The following is a 20,788-nucleotide window of genomic DNA, read 5'->3' on the forward strand; positions in this document are numbered from 1 at the left end:
CGGCGTGTCCCGGAAAGGGCCCGGCCACCCCGCAGGCGACGAAGGCCGTGCAGGGCAGCACCCAACCACGAGACCCGCTACAAATCCCGCAAATCCAGCCGCCGAAGCTTCGGCGCCTTGAGCGCAGTAACCCCCACCACGCACATCGTCACGAACCCACCCAGCACGACGGCCTGCACCAGCCCGATGAGCCGCGCCATGGTCCCGTCGTAGAACGCGCCGAGCTCGTTGGAAGACCCGATGAAGATGCCGTTGATCGCCGACACCCGTCCACGCATCTCGTCGGGCGTGGCCAGCTGCAGGATCGTCGAGCGCACCACCACGGAGACGCCGTCGCACATCCCGTAAACCAGCAGGATCGCCGCCGACAGCCAGAAATGCCGCGACAGCCCGAACGCGATCGTGCACAACCCGAACCCCGCCACCGCGAACAGCAGCACCCGCCCGGCATTGCGCTGCAAGGGCCGGCGCGCCAGCCACACCCCGACCACGATCGAGCCCAATGCCGGCGCCCCGCGCAGGATCCCGAGCCCCTCCGGCCCGTAATGCAGGATGTCGTGGATGAAGGCCGGCAGCATCGACACCGCGCCGCCCAGCAGCACCGAGAACATGTCCAGCGCCATCGCCCCGAGCATCACCTGGTTGGAGAACACGAAGCGCGCCCCCTCGGCGATGCTGCGGAAGATCGGCGCGCGGCCCGCCGTGCTCACCGGCTCCTCCACGCGCAGCGCCAGCAGCGCCGTCATCGCCACCAGCGCGATCACCGCCGCCGTGGCATACGCCAGCCCCTTGCCGCCCCAGCCGACCAGCACGCCGCCCAGCGCCGGGCCGATCACCATGCCGGTCTGGAACACCACGCTGCCGATGCTCGCGCCGCGCGCAAACGCCTCGCGCGGCAGCGTGCGCGCGAACAGCGCGTTGTACACCGGCGACAGGAACGAGCGCGCCGCGCCGGTCAGCGCGATCGCGCCATAGATCGGCCACACGCCCTTGAACGGCAGCCAGCCCATCGCCACCGCCATCAGCACGCCGGCCGTGGCGACCAGCCCCAGCGTGGCGATCGCCCCGAGGCGACGTCGCGGCAGGTGGTCCACCAGGTAGCCGGCGAACGGCGCGATGCAGAAGAACGGCAGGATCTCCGCCAGCCCCACCAGGCCCAGCGAGAACGGATTGCGGGTGATCTCGTAGATGTGCCAGCCGACCGTCACCGCCACGATCTGGTAGGACAGCATCGCGCAGATGCGATACCCCAGCACCAGCGCGAAGCCCGGATGGGCGAGGAGGGTGCGGATGCCCTGGTCGGTGGTCGGCGCCGCGTCCGGCGCGCTCACTGCTGCGCCTTCGCGGTCTCGCGGATGAAGCCCAGCATCGCTGCCACGCCGTTGCTGCGCGTGGGCGAGAGGTGGCGCGACAGGCCGATATCGGTGATGTAGGTCGGCTCGGTGGCCAGGATCTCCTCGGCGCTGCGGCCGGAGTAGACCCGCAGTGCCAGGTAGATCAGGCCCGAGACGATGGCCGAATCACTGATGGCGTGGAAATCCAGCCGCTGCGCGTTGCCCTCCGGCACGATCCACACCATCGACTGGCAGCCGTGCAGGCGGTGTTCCTCGGATTTCCACGCGTCGGGGAAGGCCGGCAGCTTGCGGCCGAGGTCGATCAGGTACTGGTAGCGCTCGGACCAGTCGCCGAAGAAGGAAAACTCCTCGGCGATGGCCGCCTGGGCTTGCGCGGCGGTGGGTTCGAGCGGGAAAGGGGAGTCGGTCATGGGGGCGTTCACTGCGCCGCGCCCGAAGGCGCGGGTGGGGAGGGCAGGAATCAGGCGCGCTTGCGCGACCACCTGACACCCTGCGGGGTGTCTTCCAGCACGATGCCTTCGGCGGCCAGCTGGTCGCGCAGGGCATCGGCACGGGCGAAATCGCGGGCCTTCTTGGCCGCGCCGCGTTCGTCGACCAGCGCCTGGATGCGGGCATCCTCGTCGGCATCCACGGCGGTGGCGCCGAACCACTGCGCGGGATCCTGCTGCAGCAGGCCCAGCGCGAGGCCGGCGCCGAGCAGCTCGGCCTTCAGGCGCGCGCGGTCGTCGGCGGTCTCGGCCTTGCGGGCCTCGCCGGCGATGCGCGCCACTTCGGCCAGCGCCAGCGGGGTGTTGAGGTCGTCGTCCAGCGCGGCTTCGACCGGCACGGGAATCCGCGCGGTGGCCTGGATGTCGGCCAGGTCGCGCAGCGTGCCGTACAGCCGGTCCAGCGTGCGGATCGACTGCTCGATCAGCGCATCGGACCAGTCCAGCGGCTGGCGGTAATGCGCCGACAGCAGCGCATAGCGCAGCGCCTCGGGCGGATGCTTGCGCACCAGGTCGTGCACGCGCTCGATGTTGCCCAGCGACTTGCTCATCTTGGCGCCGCCGAAGTTGAGCATGCCGTTGTGCAGCCAGAACCGCGCGAAGGTGGCGCCGCCGTGGGCGCACTCGCTCTGCGCGATCTCGTTCTCGTGGTGCGGGAACTGCAGGTCGACGCCGCCGGCGTGGATGTCGATGGTCTCGCCCAGATGGGCGGCGGCCATCGCCGAGCATTCGATGTGCCAGCCCGGGCGGCCGCGGCCCCAGGGCGAGTCCCAGCCGGGCAGGTCGTCGCTGGAGGGCTTCCACAGCACGAAGTCGCCGGCGTCCTTCTTGTACGGGGCCACTTCCACGCGCGCGCCGGCCAGCATTTCCTCCGGGTCGCGGCGCGAGAGCTTGCCGTAGCCGTCGAAGCTGTTCACCGCGAACAGGACGTGGCCTTCGGCGGCATAGGCGTGGCCGTTGTCGATCAGGCGCTGGATCATCGCCACGATCTGCGGGATGTGGGCGGTGGCTTCCGGCTCCAGGTCCGGCGGGGCGACGCCCAGGGCGGCCATGTCCTGCCGGTAGGCGGCGGCGAAGCGGTCGGTGATGGCCGAGATCGGCACGCCCTGGTCGCGGGCGGCCTGGTTGATCTTGTCGTCGACGTCGGTGATGTTGCGGGCGTAGCGCAGCGCGCCATGGCGGCGGCGCAGCAGGTCGGCCAGCACGCCGAACACGACCGGGCCGCGGGCGTTGCCGATGTGGACGTAGTTGTAGACGGTGGGGCCGCACACGTACATCGTGGGGCCGGCGGCGGGGTCGAGGGGCGCGAACGGTTCGACCCGCCGCGTCAGGTTGTTGTGGAGGCGCAGGCTCATCGGCATCGGGGGTAGGTAAGCCGCTCGATTCTAGCGCCAGCGGCCACCGGCCGGGGCGGCGGCGTGCCCATTCGCCGCCGGATGGGTTATGTTCAGCCGCCGGGCCGGCGAGGTCCATACACTTGCCAGACGCTTTCGAAGCCCGCCGGTGCTGATGCGCTTCCCGTTCCTGCCACCATTGATCTGCCTGCTGGGCTGGCACGCCGTGCCGGCGTGGGCGGCGGATCCCGAAACCGATGCCCGCAACCGGGTGGTCGTGGTGGAAAACGTCAAGCTCGACTATGCCCAGGTGCTCAACGTGGAGCCGGTCTACCAGACCCTGCGCGCGAGCCGTACCGAGGAGCAGTGCGATCCGCCGGCCGCCAGCGAGGCGCCGGAAGCCGCCAGCGGCGACGCGGCGCAGGAAGGGCGCATCTCCAAGATGATGGATTCGGTGAAGGACATCTTCAGCCGTCGCCACGATACGGTGGTGCCGCCGCCGGCACCGACCAGCACCCGCCGCAATTGCCGCATCGTCGAGGTCGGCCGGGAGTTCCGCCGGCCGATCGCCTACGACGTGGATTACGTCTACAAGGGCACCAAGTACCGATCGCGGTTGCCGGAGGATCCGGGTAACCGGCTGCGGATCCGGGTGTCGGTGACGCCTTATATCCCCGATGCGGTGGTGCAGCCGCCGCGCTGACGCTTTGGCTTTGGCTTTGGCTTTGGTTTTGTCGCCTCGGTCCGATGGGCTATCGGCGGCGCCCGGGGGCCATGCCCTGGCGGGGGACGCCAAGAGCCGCATCCATGCGGGGCTCGTCAGGCGACATCCCTGTCGCCCGACGCCCCCGCCAGGACATGGCCCCCGGACACCCTCCAGGTTCTGCGCGTCGGATCGAAGATCAAATTCTCCGCGCTTGCACCCCCGGTTCACGCGTGCGACCATGCGCGTCTTATGCAAGCAAACGACACTCAGCTCGGCACCAGCGCAGCCCGGATGGCCTCCGGCATGACCTCGCGCGCGCGCCGACCGGAACCCCACATTCTCGCTGGGTAAACCGGAGCGTCGTGCTGTCCGTTCTGAAAACCCAGCCTGAGGCTGGGTTTTTTCGTTTCCGAATCCTGAAAAGTTTCACCCGCAAGATTTCCGTCCACCCTGCAAGCCCGCCGCAAAGGATCGATCGATGTCCCTGAAGCACTTCCTGAACACCCAGGATTGGCGCCGCGCCGAAATCGACGCATTGCTGACCCAGGCCGCGCTGTTCAAACGCAACAAGCTGGGCGACGAGCTCAAGGGCAAGTCGATCGCGCTGGTGTTCTTCAATCCGTCGATGCGCACGCGCACCAGCTTCGAGCTGGGCGCATTCCAGCTCGGCGGCCATGCGGTGGTGCTGCAGCCGGGCAAGGATGCGTGGCCGATCGAGTTCAACCTCGGCACGGTGATGGACGGCGATACCGAAGAGCACATCGCCGAGGTGGCGCGCGTGCTCGGCCGCTATGTCGACCTGATCGGCGTGCGCGCGTTCCCGAAGTTCGTCGATTGGGCCTACGACCGCCAGGACATCGTGCTGAAGTCGTTCGCCAAGTATTCGCCGGTGCCGGTCATCAACATGGAGACCATCACCCATCCGTGCCAGGAGCTGGCCCACGCGATGGCGCTGCAGGAGCATTTCGGCACCGCCGACCTGCGCGGCAAGAAGTACGTGCTGACCTGGACCTACCACCCCAAGCCGCTGAACACCGCGGTGGCGAACTCGGCGCTGACCATCGCCACGCGCATGGGCATGGACGTGACCCTGCTGTGCCCGACGCCGGACTACGTCCTCGACGAGCGCTACATGGGCTGGGCCGAGCAGAACGTCGCCGAAAGCGGCGGTTCGCTGACCGTCAGCCACGATATCGAAAGCGCCTACCGCGGCGCCGATGTCGTCTACGCCAAGAGCTGGGGCGCGCTGCCGTTCTTCGGCAACTGGGAGCCGGAAAAGCCCATCCGCGACCAGTACAAGCACTTCATCGTCGACGAGGCCAAGATGGCGCTCACCAACAACGGCGTCTTCAGCCACTGCCTGCCGCTGCGCCGCAACGTGAAGGCGACCGACGCGGTGATGGATTCGCCCAACTGCATCGCCATCGACGAAGCCGAAAACCGCCTGCACGTGCAGAAGGCGGTCATGGCCGCGCTGATTTCCCAATAATTCCCGCCCCCTCATCCCGCATCCCGGAACTCCCCCATGAGCAAGAAAGACATCGTCCTCGCCTTCTCCGGCGGCCTCGACACCAGCTTCTGCATCCCGTACCTGCAGGAGCAGGGTTACGCCGTCCACACCGTGTTCGCCGACACCGGCGGCGTGGATGACGAAGAGCGCGATTTCATCGAAAAGCGCGCCGCCGAACTCGGCGCCGCCAGCCACGTCACCGTCGATGGCGGCCCGGCGATCTGGGAAGGCTTCGTCAAGCCGTTCGTGTGGGCCGGCGAGGGCTACCAGGGCCAGTACCCGCTGCTGGTCTCGGATCGCTACCTGATCGTCGACGCCGCGCTCAAGCGCGCCGCCGAACTGGGCACCAACATCATCGCGCACGGCTGCACCGGCATGGGCAACGACCAGGTCCGCTTCGACCTGGCGGTGAAGGCGCAGGGCGATTACCAGATCGTCGCGCCGATCCGCGAAATCCAGAAGGAACACACCCAGACCCGCGCCTACGAGCAGAAGTACCTGGAAGAGCGCGGCTTCGGCGTGCGCGCCAAGCAGAAGAGCTACACCATCAACGAGAACCTGCTGGGCGTGACGATGTCCGGCGGCGAGATCGACAAGTGGGAAGCCCCGGGCGAGGGCGCGCGCGGCTGGTGCGCGCCGCGCAGCGCGTGGCCGACCGAAGCGCTGACCGTCACCTTGAAGTTCGTCGAGGGCGAGGCGGTGGAGCTGGACGGCAAGGCCCTGCCGGGCGCGCAGATCCTGGCGCGCCTCAACAAGCTCTTCGCGCAGTACGGCGTGGGCCGCGGCGTGTACACCGGCGACACCGTGATCGGCCTGAAGGGCCGCATCGTGTTCGAAGCGCCGGGCCTGATCTCGCTGCTGGCCGCGCACCGCGCGCTGGAAGACACCGTGCTGACCAAGCAGCAGAACCGCTTCAAGCCCGACGTGGCGCGCAAGTGGGTCGAGCTGGTGTACGAAGGCTTCTACCACGATCCGCTCAAGACCGACCTGGAGGCCTTCCTGAAGTCCTCGCAGTCCAAGGTCACCGGCGAGGTGGTGCTGGAAACCCGCGGCGGCCGCGTCGACGCGGTGGCCGTGCGTTCGCCGCACATCCTCAACGCCAAGGGCGCGACCTACGCGCAGTCGGCGGACTGGGGCGTGGAGGAGGCCGAGGGCTTCATCAAGCTGTTCGGCATGAGCTCCACGCTGTACGCCCAGGTCAACCGCTGAGGCCATCGGCATGGGCGAGCTGCGCGTCAGCACCGACAAGGGGGAGCTCGACCTCCCCCTGGTCCACCATTTCCTGTCGACCGAGGCTTACTGGAGCCGCGGCATTCCACGGGATACGGTGGCGCGCGCGATCGCCGGCTCGCTGTGCTTCGGCGGCTACGTGGAAGGCGCAGGGCAGGTGGCGTTCGCGCGGGTGGTTTCCGACTTCGCGACCTTCGCCTACCTCGCCGATGTCTTCGTGCTGCCGGCGCATCGCGGCCAGGGTTATTCGAAGCAGCTGATGGATGCGGTGTTCGCCCATCCGCAGCTGCAGGGCCTGCGCCGTTTCATGCTCGCCACCTGGGACGCGCACGGCCTGTACGCAAGGTACGGCTTCACCGCGCCGGCCCGCCCGGACCGGCTGATGGAAGTCGTCCGCCCGGATATCTACACCGCTTCGGCGGCCTGATCCGTTTGCCAGGAACCCGATGACCGACCTGCTGCAAGACACCCTCGCGCACCTGGAAAAGCTGGTGTCCTTCGACACCCGCAACCCGCCGCGCGCCATCGCCGCCGAGGGCGGCATCTTCGATTACCTGCGCGCGAACCTGCCGGGCTTCCGCGTGGAAGTGGTCGACCACGGCGCCGGCGCGGTCAGCCTGTATGCCGTGCGCGGCACGCCGAAGTACCTGTTCAACGTGCACCTGGACACCGTGCCGGATTCGCCGCACTGGAGCGCCGACCCGCATGTGATGCGCCGCCTCGACGACCGCGTGGTCGGCCTGGGCGTATGCGACATCAAGGGCGCGGCCGCCGCGCTGGTGGCCGCGGCCAACGCCGGCGACGGCGATGCCGCGTTCCTGTTCTCTTCCGACGAGGAAGCCAACGACCCGCGTTGCATCGCCGCGTTCCTGGCGCGCGGCGAAGCCTACGAGGCCATCCTCGTGGCCGAGCCGACGATGGGCGAGGCGGTGCTGGCGCATCGCGGCATCAGCTCGGTGCTGATGAAGTTCGCCGGCCGGGCAGGGCATGCCTCCGGCAAGCAGGACCCGGCCGCCAGCGCGCTGCACCAGGCCATCCGCTGGGGCGAGCGCGCGCTGGACCATGTCGATTCGCTCGCCCATGCCCGCTTCGGCGGCCTGACCGGCCTGCGCTTCAACATCGGCCGCATCGAAGGCGGCATCAAGGCCAACATGATCGCCCCGGCCGCCGAGCTGCGCTTCGGCTTCCGCCCGCTGCCGTCGATGGACGTGGACGGCCTGCTGGCCACGTTCGCCGGTTTTGCCGAGCCGGCCGCGGCGCACTTCGAGGAAACCTTCCGCGGCCCGAGCCTGCCGTCGGGCGACATCGCCCGTGCCGAGGAGCGCCGACTGGCCGCGCGCGACGTCGCCGACGCGCTCGACCTGCCGATCGGCAACGCGGTCGATTTCTGGACCGAAGCCTCGCTGTTTTCCGCCGGCGGCCATACCGCGCTGGTCTACGGGCCGGGCGACATCGCCCAGGCCCACACCGCCGACGAATGGGTGACGCTGGAGCAGTTGCAGCGCTACGCCGATTCCGTCCACCGCATCATCAACGGCGCGCGTTGAGCGCGCCCTCCCACGTGCCATGAACATCGAAATGTCGCTGCCCGCCACCCACAAACAGACCCGCCAGACCATCGTGCGCCTGCTCTCGAGCATGGCCAGCGCGAAGGAGATCAGCCAGTACCTCAAGCGCTTCTCGCAGCTGGACGCCAAGCGCTTCGCCGTGGTGAAGGTCGGCGGCGCGGTGCTGCGCGACGAGCTGGACGACCTGACCTCCTCGCTGACCTTTCTGCAGGAAGTCGGCCTGACCCCGATCGTGCTGCACGGCGCCGGCCCGCAGCTGGATGCCGAGCTGTCCGCGGCCGGCATCGAGAAGCAGACCGTCAACGGCCTGCGCGTGACCTCGCCGGAAGCCCTGGCCATCGTGCGCCGCGTGTTCCAGCAGTCCAACCTCAAGCTGGTCGAGGCGCTGCAGCAGAACGGCGCGCGCGCCACCTCCATTACCGGCGGCGTGTTCGAGGCCGAGTACCTCGACCCGCAGACCTACGGGCTGGTGGGCGAGGTGAAGCGCGTGAACCTGGCGCCGATCGAAGCCAGCCTGAAGGCCGGCTCGATCCCGGTCATCACCAGCCTGGGCGAAACCCCGAGCGGGCAGATCCTCAACATCAACGCCGACTTCGCCGCCAACGAACTGGTGCGCGAGCTGCAGCCGTACAAGATCATTTTCCTCACCGGCACCGGCGGCCTGCTCGATGCCGAGGGCCGGGTGATCGATTCGATCAACCTGTCCACCGAGTACGAGCACCTGATCGAGCAGCCGTGGATCCATGGCGGCATGAAGGTGAAGATCGAACAGATCAAGGACCTGCTGGACAAGCTGCCGCTGGAGTCGTCGGTGTCGATCACCCGGCCCGCCGACCTGGCCAAGGAGCTGTTCACCCACAAGGGCTCGGGCACGCTGGTGCGCCGCGGCGAGCGCGTGCTGCGCGCCACCTCGTGGGGCGAACTGGACCTGGTGCGGATGAAGTCGCTGATCGAATCCAGCTTCGGCCGCACGCTGGTGCCGGACTACTTCGACAAGACCCGCCTGTTGCGCGCCTACGTCAGCGAGAACTACCGCGCCGCGGTGATCCTCACCGACGAGGCCGACGGCGTGTACCTGGACAAGTTCGCCGTGCTCGACGACGCGCAGGGCGAAGGCCTGGGCCGCGCGGTATGGAACGTGATGCGCGAGGAAACCCCGCAGCTGTTCTGGCGTTCGCGCCACAACAACCAGGTCAACATTTTCTACTACGCCGAGTCCGACGGTTGCTTCAAGCAGGAGAAGTGGAAGGTGTTCTGGTACGGGCTGGAGAGCTTCGAGCAGATCCAGCGCTGCGTGGCCCACTGCGCCACGCGCACGCCGACCCTGCAGGGCTGAGCCATGGGCCTGGAACAGCTGCCCGCCGACTGGCGCACGGTGCCGACGCTGAAGGGAAACCACGCGACCCTGGAGCCCCTCGCCACCGCGCATGCCGATGACCTGCGCACCGCGCTGGGCGCCGGCGAGCTGTCCAGGCTGTGGTACACCAACGTGCCGGCGCCGGCCCAGGCCGGCGCCTACATCGACACCGCGCTGCGCATGCAGGCCGAAGGCCAGGCGCTGCCTTTCGCGGTGCGCAACGCCGCCGGCCACGTGGTCGGCAGCACGCGCTTGTACGACCTTCAGCCCGACGTGCCGCGCCTGTCCATCGGCTACACGTTCTACGCCCCTTCGGCACAGCGCACCGGCCTGAACACCGAAACCAAGCTGATGCTGCTCCAGCACGCCTTCGAGCGGCTGGGCTGCATCAGCGTGGTGTTCGAGACCAGCTGGTTCAACCACGCCTCGCGCACCGCCATTGCCCGCCTCGGCGCGAAGCAGGACGGCGTGCTGCGCGGGCACAAGCGGCATGCCGACGGCAGCATCCGCGACACCGTGATCTTCTCCCTCCTCGACACAGAGTGGCCGGCCGCGCGCCGCCACCTGCAGTACCGCCTGGAAGCCAACGCATGAGCACCTCCTTCACCGTCGGCATCGTCGGCGCCCGTGGCCATACCGGCGCGGAGCTGATCCGCCTGATCGCCGCCCATCCGCAGCTGTCGCTGGCCTTCGTGTCCTCGCGCGAACTCGACGGCCAGCCCGTGGCCGACCACAGCGACGCCTACACCGGCGAACTGCGCTACGAGAACCTGGACCCCGCCGCGGTCGCCGCCAAGGGTGCCGACGCGGTGATCCTTGCGCTGCCCAACGGCAAGGCGCAGCCCTACGTGGAAGCGCTGGACACCGCCGCGCCGCAGACGGTCATCGTCGACCTCTCGGCCGATTACCGTTTCGACCCGGGTTGGTACTACGGCCTGCCGGAACTCACCCGCGGCCGCTACGCCGGGCAGAAGCGCATCAGCAACCCGGGCTGCTACGCCACCGCGATGCAGCTGGCGATCACCCCGCTGGTCACCGAGCTGGCCGGGCCGCCGCAGTGCTTCGGCGTCTCCGGTTACTCCGGCGCCGGCACCACGCCCTCGGACAAGAACAACATCGAGCTGCTGCGCGACAACCTGATGCCGTATGCGCTCACCGACCACATGCACGAGCGTGAAGTCAGCGCGCAGCTCGGCGTGCCGGTGGAGTTCATGCCGCACGTCGCGCCGCACTTCCGCGGCATCACCATGACGGTCAACCTGTGGCTGGCGCGCGCGCTGAAGCGCGAGGAGATCGAACAACGCTATCGCGAGCGCTATGCCGGCGAGCCGTTGATCGAGATCGTCGACGAGGCGCCGTGGGTGAGCCGCATCGCCGGCCGCCATGGCGTGCAGATCGGCGGCTTCACGATGGCGCCGGGCGGCAAGCGCGTGGTCGTGGTGGCCACGCTGGACAACCTGCTCAAGGGCGCGGCCACCCAGGCCATGCAGAACCTCAACCGCGCGATCGGCCTGGACGAGCTCACCGCGATCCCGCACTGAACGAGATTCCCCGATGACCAACCTCCTGTGGCAGAAACCCGGCGTGGCCGTCGATGCGCAGATCCAGCGCTTCCTCGCCGGCGACGACGTCATCCTCGACCGCGAGTTCTTCCTGCATGACATCCAGGCCAGCAAGGCGCACGCCGAAGGCCTGCAGCACATCGGCATCCTCTCCGCCGAGGAACTCGCCGGCCTGCTGCGCGAACTCGACGTGCTCGCCGCCGACTGGCGCGCCGGAAACTTCGTGCTCGACGAACAATACGAGGACGGCCACTCGGCCATCGAGGCGCGCCTGACCGAACGCCTCGGCGATGCCGGCCGCAAGATCCACACCGGCCGCAGCCGCAACGACCAGGTCCTGGTCGCCACGCGCCTGTGGCTGAAGGAAAAGCTCGCCCGCGTGGCCGAACTGAGCCGCGAGGCGGCCAAGGTCGCGCTGGACCGCGCGCAAGCCGAAGCGCAGCTGCCGGTTCCCGGCTACACCCACATCCAGCGCGCCGTCGTCTCCTCGGCGGGCATGTGGTGGGCCGGCTGGGCCGAGGCCTTCATCGACGACGCCATCCGCGCCGCCGACACGCTGAAGCTGGTCGACGCCAACCCGCTCGGCACCGCCGCCGGCTATGGCGTCAACCTGCCGCTGGACCGCGACCACACCACCGCCGCGCTGGGCTTCGCGCGCCTGCAGGTTTCGCCGATCTACGCGCAGCTCTCGCGCGGCAAGTTCGAACTGGCCGCGCTGGAAGCCCTCGGCAGCGCCACGCTGGACCTGCGCCGCATCGCGTGGGACCTGTCGCTGTTCACCAGCGCCGAGTACGGCTTCGTCGCGCTGCCGGCGCAGTACACCACCGGCAGCTCGATCATGCCGAACAAGCGCAACCCGGACGTCATCGAGCTGATGCGCGCCACCCATGCCAGCGTGGCCGCCGCGCGCACCGAGATCGAGCAACTGCTCTCGCTGCCGTCCGGCTACCACCGCGACCTGCAGGCCTCCAAGGGCGCCATCTTCCACGGCTTCGGCCGCGGCCTGGCCGCGCTGGAACTGCTGCCGGCGCTGCTGGCCAACCTGGAATGGCGCGAAGACCGCCTGCGCGCCGCCATCGACTCGGGCATGTACGCCACCGACGTCGCCGTCGAAGCCGCCGTGGCCGGCGTGCCGTTCCGCGAGGCCTACAAGGCCGCCGCGGCCAGCGCCGACAGCGCGGGGCAGGGCCGCACGCCGGAAGGCAGCCTGGCCGCGCGCGTCTCGCCGGGCGCGGCCGCCGACCTGCGCCTGGATGCCCTGCGCGCGCGTTGGCAGGCGCTGGGCTGAGCCATGGCCATCCAGAAGCACTATCTGGTGATGGCGATGCGCAAGCCCGGCTTCAGCGACGCCGTGGTGCAGCCGCATCGCGATTTCCTGGCCGGGCTGCGCGGGCAGGGCAAGCTGCTGCTGACCGGCGGTTTCGCCGATGGCACCGGCGGCGCCTACATCCTGCAGCACGTGGAAAGCCTGGACGAGGCGAAGGCGCTGGTGGCACGCGACCCGCTCGTGCTGCAGGACGCCTCCACGCTCACCGTGCACGAATGGAACACCCACTGATTCCACGGACGACCCCATGACCGATCTGCGCGCGCCCATCGCCCCTGCGTTCACCGAGCAATCGTTGCCGCCGTGGCGGCGCGCGGTGCTCAAGGTCGGCAGCAGCCTGCTCGCCGCCGACGGCGGTGGCCTGTCGCCGCGCCACGCGCTGGGGCTGGCGCAGTTCGTCTCCACCCATGTGGGCGCCGGGCGCGAGGTGGTGATTGTTTCCTCCGGCGCGGTGGCTGCCGGCCGCGCCATCCTGCCGCGCGCCGCCGAACAGGGCGCGGCGATGGCCGCCCGCCAGGCGCTGGCCGCGCTCGGCCAGGCGCAACTGATGGCGCTGTGGCAGCGCTTCTTCGAACGCCCGGTCGCGCAGGTACTGCTCACCCACGACGACCTGCGCAACCGCCGCCGCTACCTCAACGCGCGCGCCACCCTCAACGAACTCCTGCGCCTGGGCGCGCTGCCGGTGGTCAACGAGAACGACACCGTGTCGGTGGACGAGCTCAAGCTCGGCGACAACGACAACCTCGCCGCGATCGTCGCCGCGCTGGTCGATGCCGACGCGCTGTTCATCGCCACCGACATCGACGGCCTGTACAGCGCCGACCCGCGCCAGAACCCCAACGCCGAGCCGATCAACGAAGTCACCGAACTGGACGCCGGCGTGCTGGCGATGGCCGGCGGCAGCGGCGCCTCGGGCATGGGCACCGGCGGCATGCGCACCAAGCTGGAAGCGGCGGCGAAGGCGGGCGCGGCGGGCATCGAGACCTACCTGTTCAACGGCCGCAGCGGCGAAGTGCTGCGCGCGCTCGGCCACGACCGCCTGCGCGGCACCCGCCTGCATCCGGCGCGCACGCGCATCGCCGCGCGCAAGTACTGGCTGCGGCATGCGCCGGTGGAGCCGGGCGCCATCCTCGTCGATGCCGGCGCGGCGCGGGCATTGGCCGAGAAGGGCGCCTCGCTGCTGCCGGGCGGCGTCACCCAGGCGCAGGGCGAGTTCCGCCGTGGCGACATGGTGGAGATCCGCACGCCGGGCGAAGGCGGCGAACAGGCGATAGCGCGCGGCGTCAGCCAGTACTCGGCGCAGGACATCCGCCGCCTGGCCGGCCGGCATTCGCGCGACATCGAATCGATCCTCGGCTACAACTACGGCGAGAACATCGTCCACCGCGACGACCTCGTGCTGCTAACCGCCTGACCCGTGAGCGCCCCCATGTCCGACATCAAGACCCTTGCGATGGAATGCCGCCTGGCGGCGCAGACGCTGGCCCAGCTCGACGGCGCGGCCAAACAGGCGCTGCTGGCGGCGATGGCGCAAGCGCTGGAGGACGACGCGGACGACATCCTCGCCGCCAATGCGCGCGACCTCGACGCCGCGCGCGAAAAGGGCGTCGGCAGCGCGATGCTCGACCGCCTCGCGCTGGACCCCAAGCGCCTGCGCGGCGTGGCCGACGCGCTGCGCGAAGTCGCCGCGCTGCCGGACCCGGTCGGGCAGGTGACCCGCGACGACTTGCGCCCGAACGGCATCCGCGTGCAGAAGGTGCGCGTGCCGCTCGGCGTGATCGCGATGATCTACGAAGCGCGCCCGAACGTGACCGCCGACGCGGCGGCGCTGTGTATCAAGGCCGGCAATGGCGTGATCCTGCGCGGCGGTTCGGAGGCGATCCATTCCAACACCGCCATCGCCCGCGCCCTGCGCCGCGCACTCGAGGCGCACGGCGTGCCGGCCGCGGCGCTCACCCTGGTCGAAGACCTGCGCCGCGAGACGATGCTCGAACTGCTGCAGCTCAACGAGATCATCGACCTGGCCATCCCGCGCGGCGGCGAGGGGCTGATCCGCTTCGTCGCCGAACACGCGCGCGTGCCGGTGATCAAGCACTACAAGGGCGTATGCCACCTGTTCGTGGACGACTCGGCTGATCCGGAACTGGCCTTGCGCCTGCTGATTGACGGCAAGGTCTCGCGCCCGGCGGCGTGCAACTCACTGGAAACGCTGTTGGTGCACGAGGCGGTTGCCGCGGATTTCCTGCCGCGTGCCGCGCAGGCGCTGCGCGAGCGCGGCGTCGAACTGCGCGGCGACGAGGCCAGCCGCCGCATCGTGCCGGACATGGCGCCGGCCACCGATGCCGATTTCGCCGCCGAGTACCTGGACCTGGTGATCGCCGTGCGCGTGGTGCCGGACCTGGGCGCGGCCATCGCGCACATCCGCCACTACGGTTCGGACCACACCGAGGTCATCGCCACCGGCAACGACGCGCACGCCGAGCGCTTCGTGCAGGCGCTGCGCTCGGCGGTGGTGATGGTCAACGCCTCCTCGCGCTTCTCCGATGGTGGCGAACTGGGGCTGGGCGCGGAGATCGGCATCTCCACCACGCGCCTGCATGCCTACGGGCCGATGGGCCTGGAAGCGCTCACCGTCGAGCGCTTCGTGGTGCGCGGCGAAGGGCAGACGCGCAACCTGCCGTGAGGTGGCTTCAGCGGTAGCGCACCACGCGCACCGCCACCGGCCGCGCCTGCGGATCGAGCGAGACCTGCGCCACGCGGCTGTGGCGCAGCAGCACGCCCAGCTGTTCGGCCACGCCCAGGCGCTGGTCCACTTCGGTTTCCGGCACGGTGCGGCGACGCCGGCGTTCGTCGTTGTTGCGAAAGCGCGCGCGGTTGTATTCGGCCCAGCCGATCAGCACCACCGCGCACAGCAGCGCGATCAGGGGCAGGGCGGCGAGCAGGAACGGATCGAGCGCGTTCTGCTCCAGGTACAGCCGGAAATACGCCGTGCGCAGGCCGATGAACCACGCGACCAGCGTGAGCAGCGGCGCCCACAGGTAGAAGTAGGCCATCCATGCGCCGGCGGTCACCGCGCCATAGGCGAGCCGGCGCGAGCGGCCGAGGCGGTCGGGCAGGTGGATGATCGGCGGCGGGGTGGGCTTGGCGGGCTGGGTCATCGGACACCTCGGTCGGGACTGCGCCACAGGGCGCGCTGGCGGCGACGCGCCAGCAGCGTGCGGGGAAGGGCGATGACGGCGGTGAGCATGCCGATCATCCAGAACGCCACCGGGTACCAGATCACCCAGTAGAACTGCCGGGCCAGGCCGCGTTCGTAGCGGCGCTCGATCGCCAGGCTGGTGGCGAACTGCAGCAGGCACACCACCGCCAGGATCAGGCCGTGCCAGCGCGGCAGCAGCGTGTCCACGTACAGCAGCGGCGGCAGCGCGATGAACTTGCCCAGCGCCCACAGCACGATGATGGCGAGCATCGCGTAGGCCCACAGCAGGCTCAGCGCGTATTCGAGCAGCACGCCCCACATGCGCCGGCGTCGCCACGAGAGCGCGCTGCGGCCATGGCTGAGCAGCACCTCCACGCCGCCGCGCGCCCAGCGCAGGCGCTGCATCCACAGGCCGCGGAAGGTTTCGGGCATCAGGATCCAGCACAGCGCGTTGGGTTCGTAGCGGATGTCCCAGCCGTCCAGCTGCAGGCGCCAGGAGATGTCGATGTCCTCGGTCACCATGTCGTCGGCCCAGAAGCCCACGCGGTGCAGGGCCGAGCGGCGGAACGCGCAGATCACCCCGGAGACGGTGAACAGCCGGCCATACACCCGCTGCGCGCGCTTGATCAGTCCGACGATGGCCGAGAACTCGCCCACCTGCATGCGCCCCATCAGCGTGGTGCGGTTGCGCACGCGCGGGTTGCCGGTGACGCCGCCCACGCGCGGGCCGTCCACCAGATGGCCGACCAGCCAGCGCGTGGCGTGCACGTCGAGCAGCGCGTCGGCATCCACGCATACCAGGTAGTCCGAACGCGAGGCCAGCGTGCCCACGCGCAGCGCGTTGGCCTTGCCGTGGTTGTGCTCAAGGTGCACCACGCGCAGGCGCGGATGGTGCGCGGTGAGGTCTTCGAGCACCCGTGCGGTGTCGTCGGTGCTGCCATCGTTGATGGCGATGACCTCGAAGTGGGGGTAGTCCTGCGCGACGGCGGCGGCGATGGTCTCGGCGATATGGTCGGCCTCGTTGAAGCACGGCACCAGGATCGAGACGAACGGCGCCTGCGCCAGCGGCGGTGGCGATTCGGGCCGCGGTGCGCGGCGTTCGCGCCGCCAGTAGTAGTACACCCCGCCGATCATCCAGAAGAACGCCATCACGATGGGGTAGAAGAACGCGAAGTTGAACAGCCACGTCAGGTACGGGAAATCGAACGCCATCGCTTACCGCTCCAGGTAGGGGAACTGGCGGGCGGACATCGCCTCGCGTGCTTCCGGGAGGGCGGGCGAGCCGCCGATGAAATCGTCCGGGTAGTAGCCGAGGTGGCGCACGCCTTCGGCCTGCAGCAGGCGCGCGTGGCGCAGCAGTTCGCCGGGCGGCAGCGGCTGGCCGCTGCGCCAGTCCACGCTCTGCAGCTCGAACAGGGTCTTCTCCATGGCGTGCGGCTGCGCGGCGACGCGTCGCGCGAGCTGGCGCAGCCAGCGGTCGCCGTTGCGGGCGCCTTCCATGCGTGGCATCGCCATCAGCGCGGTGTAGTCGTAGGCGGCATTGAAGGCGTGCAGGGTCTGCGCGAACCAGGCCTCGCTGCGCGGCTGCAGCACCGGCTGGGCGAACAGGTTGCGCACGGTCACCAGCTTCGGGCGCCAGCGTTCGGCGGCCTGCTTGAGCTGGGCGGTGAAGTCGACCAGCCCCTGCGTGCGCCGCGCGGGGTCGCCATTGCCGTAGGCCGGCAGCTCGTCGTCGCGCAGGTAGGCATCGTCGTGGAAGAGCAGGCCTTCGAAGTAGGCATTCGCGGCGAGGTCTTCGTAGATGTCCGAGACCAGCGCCCGCGTGCGCGGATTGCCCGGGTCCAGCCGCGGCACGTCGGCCGGGTCGGACGCGGCGATCTGCAGGGCGCGCTGTTCGCCCGCATCGGGCAGGTGGTAGCCGAGCACCGGCAACCAGGCGAATACGCGCACGCCGGCGCGGGTGCGCAGCTGCCAGGCGACGCGGTTGAACAGGTCCGCGCGCATGGGCAGGTGGCGGTTGGGGAAGTACAGCGCGTCGGCGGCGCCGTCGCCGTCCGGGTCGGCGAAAGCCTGCAGGAAGACGTGGCTCGGGCCGATGTCCTTCACCCGCTGCACCAGCTTGTCGAGGTTGCGCGCCAGCTGGGCCGGGTCCGGGTCGTAGACGTAGTCCAGGTCGATCTGCATCGCGCGCATGCCGTCGCGCGAGAGGTCGCGGCGCAGCTCCCCGGCGAGGTCGTTGACGTCGGGGTTGTTGAACAGCAGCAGCCGGCCGAGGCTGGCCAGCGATTGCGCATCGACGCGGTCGCGGCCCCGCTGGCCGATGTCGGCTTCCTGCGAGCGGCCTTCCAGGTCGAAGCTCAGCGTCATGCCGAGCGTGGCGGCGATGTCGTTGGTGGCGCGGTTGTACGCGGCGTAGGGCCACACGATCACCCGCGGCGCGCGGCCCAGGTGCGTCTTGAGCGTCGTGCTGCTGGTGGCGAGGTCATGCTGGATGCGCGCGCGGTACTGTGCTTCGTCCTCGTAACCCTGCGCGCCGCGCCATTCGCGCGTCACCGCCGCCGGGGTCTGGTTGCCGTAGGGGTTGCCCGGCACGCCGCGGTGCAGGTCGTGGCTGTGCGAGCCGATCTCCACCAGCCCGCTGTCCTGCATCTCGCGCAGCTGCGCCCAGGTGACGAAATCGGCGGCGGTGTAGTCGCGCGGGCCATAAGGCACGACCTGGCCCGGCGGCAGTTCCACCCATGCCGTCACCGGCGCCACCAGCGCCGGGTAGCCGTACGCGCGCAACAGCGGGAACACCCGCGTGTAGACGCTGCGCAGGCCGTCGTCGAAGGTCAGCAGCACGGGACGCGTGGGCAGTGTGGCACGGCCGGCGCGCGCGTCGAGCACCTGCTGCACGCTCACCGGGTGGTAGCCATGCGTGCGCAGCCAGTCCAGGTGCGCGGCGAAGTTGGCGGTGGACACGGCGTAGCGGTCGGCATCGCCCTTGGCGGCGACGTCGTCGCGTACGTCGTGGTAGCTGAGCACCAGCAGCCCGGCGCGCGCGGGCAACGCGAGCGCCAACAGGGCGGCGAACAGCAGCATCGAGACCCAGCGCGTCATGGCGCACCTCCCCAGCGGTAGTCGATGTCGAAGGACAGGTAGCGCTCGCGTTCGCCGTCGTACACCGGCTGCGACCAGCGCACGCCGTATTCCAGCGCCTGCCCGTCGCCCAGCGACCACAGGTGGCGGTAGGCCAGCGAGGGCACCCAATGCGTGCCGTAACCCCCTTGGTAGGCGGGGCCGGCGGCGATCTCCACGCGCTGGCGGAAGGCATGGCCGTAGCGGCGCCAGCCGATCTGCTCCAGCCCCAGGCCCACCGAGAGCGAGGCGTCGCGGCGCGGGTTGTAGTAGTCCACGACGCGATCGTCGGCGGCGCGGCCGGCCGAGGCCCACAGCAGGCCGTCCAGGCGCAGGCGTGGCGCGGCCCACAGGCGTTGCAGGCCGGAGAGGTCGAGCGTCTGCCGGCGATTGCCGTCGTCGTAGCGCAGCTGGCGGGCCTGCAGCGTCCAGCGGCTGTCGTCGGAGGGCGTAAAGCGCACGCCGGCCATCAGGCCGTCGGCGTGGATGCCGAGGCGACGCGCCTGCAGCGAGGCGTCCGGATCCTGCCGCGTGGCGGCGAACGTGGCCGTCCACGCATCGGAGAAGCGCCACTCGGCTTCCAGCGCGGCGGTGGGGGCGTCGCGCCCGAAATCGTCCAGCGTGCGGCCGGCGTAGGCGGCGAGGTCGAGGCGGTCGTAGCGGTAGTGCGCGCCGAGGGCGAGGCTGCGGCGTTCGACGCGCTCGCCCGGCAGCTCGGCCCAGTCTTCCTGCGCGCGCAGGCCCAGGCGCCAGCGGTGGCCGATCAAGGGCGATTCCGCTTCCAGCAGGGTGCCGCCATCGCGCGAACCCACCGGCGAATGGCCGCCGTCGCTGTCGCCGTAGCGGCTGGCCGCGTGGACCTGCCAGCCGCGATCGCGCGACAGCGTGGCGTCCAGGCGCGCCAGGCCGGGGTCGTCCGGGTACTCGTCGCGCAGCGGCGCCATCGCCGCTTCGGCGCGGTCGGGCCGGCGCAGGGCGCGTTCGTTTTCGACCACGCCCACGCGCGCGTCCTTCTGCGTGGGGTCCAGGGTGAGGGCGACCCGGTCGCGTTGCAGCGCGGCCTGCGGCCAGCCGCGGTTGGCTTCCTGCGCGGCGAGGGCGGCCTGCAGCTCGGGGTTGGCCGGTGCGATGCGTTCCAGCGCCCGCAGCAGGCGCTCGGCGCCGCGCGTGTCCTGCGCGGCGGCGTGCGCCGAGGCCAGCGCGAGATCGGCCGAGAAGCGGTCCCAGTTCTCGTAGCCACTGCTGGCGCCTTCGCGCCGGGGCCAGGGTGGCTGCTGCGCGGCGAGCTGCTCGAACAGCGGCAGCGCCTCGTCGAAGCGCTCCTGTTCCAGCAGCGACCAACCCAGCAGCAGCTGCGTGGCCACGTCGTCATGACCCTCGGCCAGGGCCTGGCGCAGCAACGGTTCGGCCTGTTCCGGGCGGCGCAGGGCCATCATCGAATCGGCCACCACCGGCAAGGCATAGGCGGGCACGTCGAGGGCGTCGTCGCGCAGGGCCTGGTAGCGCGCCACCACCTCGGCGTGGCGCTGGCGGCGGTTGAGCGCGATGAGCGTATCCACGCGCAGGCGGGTGGCTTCCCAGTGCGTCTGCCGCGGGGCGTCGCGGTCGGTGGCCGCGATCTGCGACAGCGCCCGATCGGTTTCCGCCAGCCGGTGCGCCGGGTCCACCGGCGGGGCATCGCCCTCGCTGATGATCGAGGCGAGGCGGTCGTTGTCGATGCGCTCGCGTTCGGCCGTACTGAACCAGTCCGGATGGCGCTGTACCGCTTCCCACGCCAGCTGCGGGCTGTGGAGATCGTCCAGCGTCAGCGCCCGCATCGCGTACGCACCGCGATCGCCCGGATCGGCGGCGAGCACGCGCTCGTAGATCGCCAATGCATCCACGTACTGGCGGTCGGCGCGCAGGCGTTCGGCCTGCTGCATCGGGGTGAGGAGGCGAAGCTCGCCGTCTTCGACCTTTTCATCGGCGTGCGCGTCCCCCTGCGCGTGTGCGGCGCATGTGGCGAACAGGGCGATGGAAAGGAGGGAGAGGGCGGCGC

Annotated in this window: 19 protein-coding genes; 12 read left to right on the forward strand and 7 right to left on the reverse strand. The window is 70.1% G+C overall.

Annotation, left to right across the window (positions count from 1 at the left end):
- Nucleotides 1–77 precede the first annotated feature (77 nt).
- From ARC20_RS17335 to cysS, 3 genes are read right to left on the reverse strand one after another with little or no spacing between them, the layout of a single operon-like run.
- Nucleotides 78–1,331, reverse strand: a complete 1,254-nt coding sequence (locus tag ARC20_RS17335; protein WP_057649332.1) for an MFS transporter — start codon at nt 1,329–1,331, stop codon at nt 78–80.
- The gene (locus ARC20_RS17340) at nt 1,328–1,765 is read right to left on the reverse strand and encodes a SufE family protein (protein WP_057649333.1); all 438 of its coding nucleotides are present in this window, start codon (nt 1,763–1,765) and stop codon (nt 1,328–1,330) included. The genes ARC20_RS17335 and ARC20_RS17340 overlap by 4 nt, the downstream gene beginning before the upstream one ends.
- A gap of 50 nt (nt 1,766–1,815) precedes the next feature.
- Complete coding sequence (gene cysS / locus ARC20_RS17345; protein WP_108143525.1) at nt 1,816–3,201, reverse strand: cysteine--tRNA ligase; 1,386 nt, start codon at nt 3,199–3,201, stop codon at nt 1,816–1,818.
- Between the two features lie 148 nt (nt 3,202–3,349).
- Here cysS and ARC20_RS17350 point away from each other — a divergent pair, with 148 nt between their 5' ends.
- The 12 genes from ARC20_RS17350 (at nt 3,350) to ARC20_RS17405 (ending at nt 15,117) form a co-directional block, all read left to right on the forward strand.
- The gene (locus ARC20_RS17350; protein ID WP_057649358.1) at nt 3,350–3,877 is read left to right on the forward strand and encodes a hypothetical protein; all 528 of its coding nucleotides are present in this window, start codon (nt 3,350–3,352) and stop codon (nt 3,875–3,877) included.
- Nucleotides 3,878–4,358: 481 nt separating this feature from the next.
- Entirely contained in the window at nt 4,359–5,369 is a 1,011-nt protein-coding gene (locus ARC20_RS17355; RefSeq protein WP_057649335.1) for an N-acetylornithine carbamoyltransferase, read from the forward strand.
- Between the two features lie 36 nt (nt 5,370–5,405).
- Entirely contained in the window at nt 5,406–6,599 is a 1,194-nt protein-coding gene (locus ARC20_RS17360) for an argininosuccinate synthase (protein WP_057649336.1), read from the forward strand.
- Between the two features lie 10 nt (nt 6,600–6,609).
- Nucleotides 6,610–7,047 (forward strand): GNAT family N-acetyltransferase, encoded by a 438-nt coding sequence (locus tag ARC20_RS17365; RefSeq protein WP_057649337.1) that lies wholly within the window; start codon nt 6,610–6,612, stop codon nt 7,045–7,047.
- A 19-nt stretch (nt 7,048–7,066) separates the two neighbouring features.
- Nucleotides 7,067–8,167: an acetylornithine deacetylase gene (locus tag ARC20_RS17370; RefSeq protein ID WP_057649338.1), complete on the forward strand. Its 1,101-nt coding sequence runs from the start codon at nt 7,067–7,069 to the stop codon at nt 8,165–8,167.
- A gap of 31 nt (nt 8,168–8,198) precedes the next feature.
- A complete protein-coding gene (locus tag ARC20_RS17375; RefSeq protein WP_057649359.1) occupies nt 8,199–9,524 on the forward strand; it encodes an acetylglutamate kinase in 1,326 nt (441 codons plus the stop codon).
- A 3-nt stretch (nt 9,525–9,527) separates the two neighbouring features.
- A complete protein-coding gene (locus ARC20_RS17380) occupies nt 9,528–10,139 on the forward strand; it encodes a GNAT family N-acetyltransferase (RefSeq protein ID WP_057649339.1) in 612 nt (203 codons plus the stop codon).
- Nucleotides 10,136–11,086: an N-acetyl-gamma-glutamyl-phosphate reductase gene (argC, locus tag ARC20_RS17385; RefSeq protein WP_057649340.1), complete on the forward strand. Its 951-nt coding sequence runs from the start codon at nt 10,136–10,138 to the stop codon at nt 11,084–11,086. The genes ARC20_RS17380 and argC overlap by 4 nt, the downstream gene beginning before the upstream one ends.
- Nucleotides 11,087–11,099: 13 nt before the next feature.
- Complete coding sequence (gene argH / locus ARC20_RS17390) at nt 11,100–12,395, forward strand: argininosuccinate lyase (protein ID WP_057649341.1); 1,296 nt, start codon at nt 11,100–11,102, stop codon at nt 12,393–12,395.
- Between the two features lie 9 nt (nt 12,396–12,404).
- Nucleotides 12,405–12,665 carry a YciI family protein gene (locus ARC20_RS17395; protein WP_108143528.1) on the forward strand — a complete coding sequence of 87 codons (261 nt, stop codon included), beginning with the start codon at nt 12,405–12,407 and terminating at the stop codon, nt 12,663–12,665.
- Between the two features lie 16 nt (nt 12,666–12,681).
- On the forward strand, nt 12,682–13,848 hold the full coding sequence (gene proB, locus ARC20_RS17400; protein WP_057649343.1) for a glutamate 5-kinase: 1,167 nt from the start codon (nt 12,682–12,684) through the stop codon (nt 13,846–13,848).
- 15 nt (nt 13,849–13,863) lie between these two features.
- Nucleotides 13,864–15,117, forward strand: coding sequence for a glutamate-5-semialdehyde dehydrogenase (locus ARC20_RS17405; RefSeq protein WP_057649344.1), 1,254 nt, complete (start codon nt 13,864–13,866; stop codon nt 15,115–15,117).
- A 7-nt stretch (nt 15,118–15,124) separates the two neighbouring features.
- On the opposite strand, the gene pgaD is transcribed toward ARC20_RS17405, so the two are convergent.
- Genes pgaD through ARC20_RS17425 form a run of 4 tightly spaced genes read right to left on the reverse strand, consistent with a single transcriptional unit; the run spans nt 15,125 to nt 20,672 of the window.
- Nucleotides 15,125–15,592 (reverse strand): poly-beta-1,6-N-acetyl-D-glucosamine biosynthesis protein PgaD, encoded by a 468-nt coding sequence (pgaD, locus tag ARC20_RS17410; protein ID WP_057649345.1) that lies wholly within the window; start codon nt 15,590–15,592, stop codon nt 15,125–15,127.
- Nucleotides 15,589–16,845, reverse strand: coding sequence for a poly-beta-1,6-N-acetyl-D-glucosamine synthase (gene pgaC / locus ARC20_RS17415; RefSeq protein WP_057649346.1), 1,257 nt, complete (start codon nt 16,843–16,845; stop codon nt 15,589–15,591). Before pgaC ends, pgaD begins: the two co-directional genes overlap by 4 nt.
- Nucleotides 16,846–16,848: 3 nt before the next feature.
- Complete coding sequence (pgaB, locus tag ARC20_RS17420) at nt 16,849–18,732, reverse strand: poly-beta-1,6-N-acetyl-D-glucosamine N-deacetylase PgaB (RefSeq protein WP_057649347.1); 1,884 nt, start codon at nt 18,730–18,732, stop codon at nt 16,849–16,851.
- The gene (locus ARC20_RS17425; protein ID WP_057649348.1) at nt 18,729–20,672 is read right to left on the reverse strand and encodes a tetratricopeptide repeat protein; all 1,944 of its coding nucleotides are present in this window, start codon (nt 20,670–20,672) and stop codon (nt 18,729–18,731) included. Before ARC20_RS17425 ends, pgaB begins: the two co-directional genes overlap by 4 nt.
- Nucleotides 20,673–20,788: the final 116 nt, after the last annotated feature.

Source organism: Stenotrophomonas panacihumi (genome assembly GCF_001431645.1).
GTDB lineage: Bacteria > Pseudomonadota > Gammaproteobacteria > Xanthomonadales > Xanthomonadaceae > Stenotrophomonas_A > Stenotrophomonas_A panacihumi.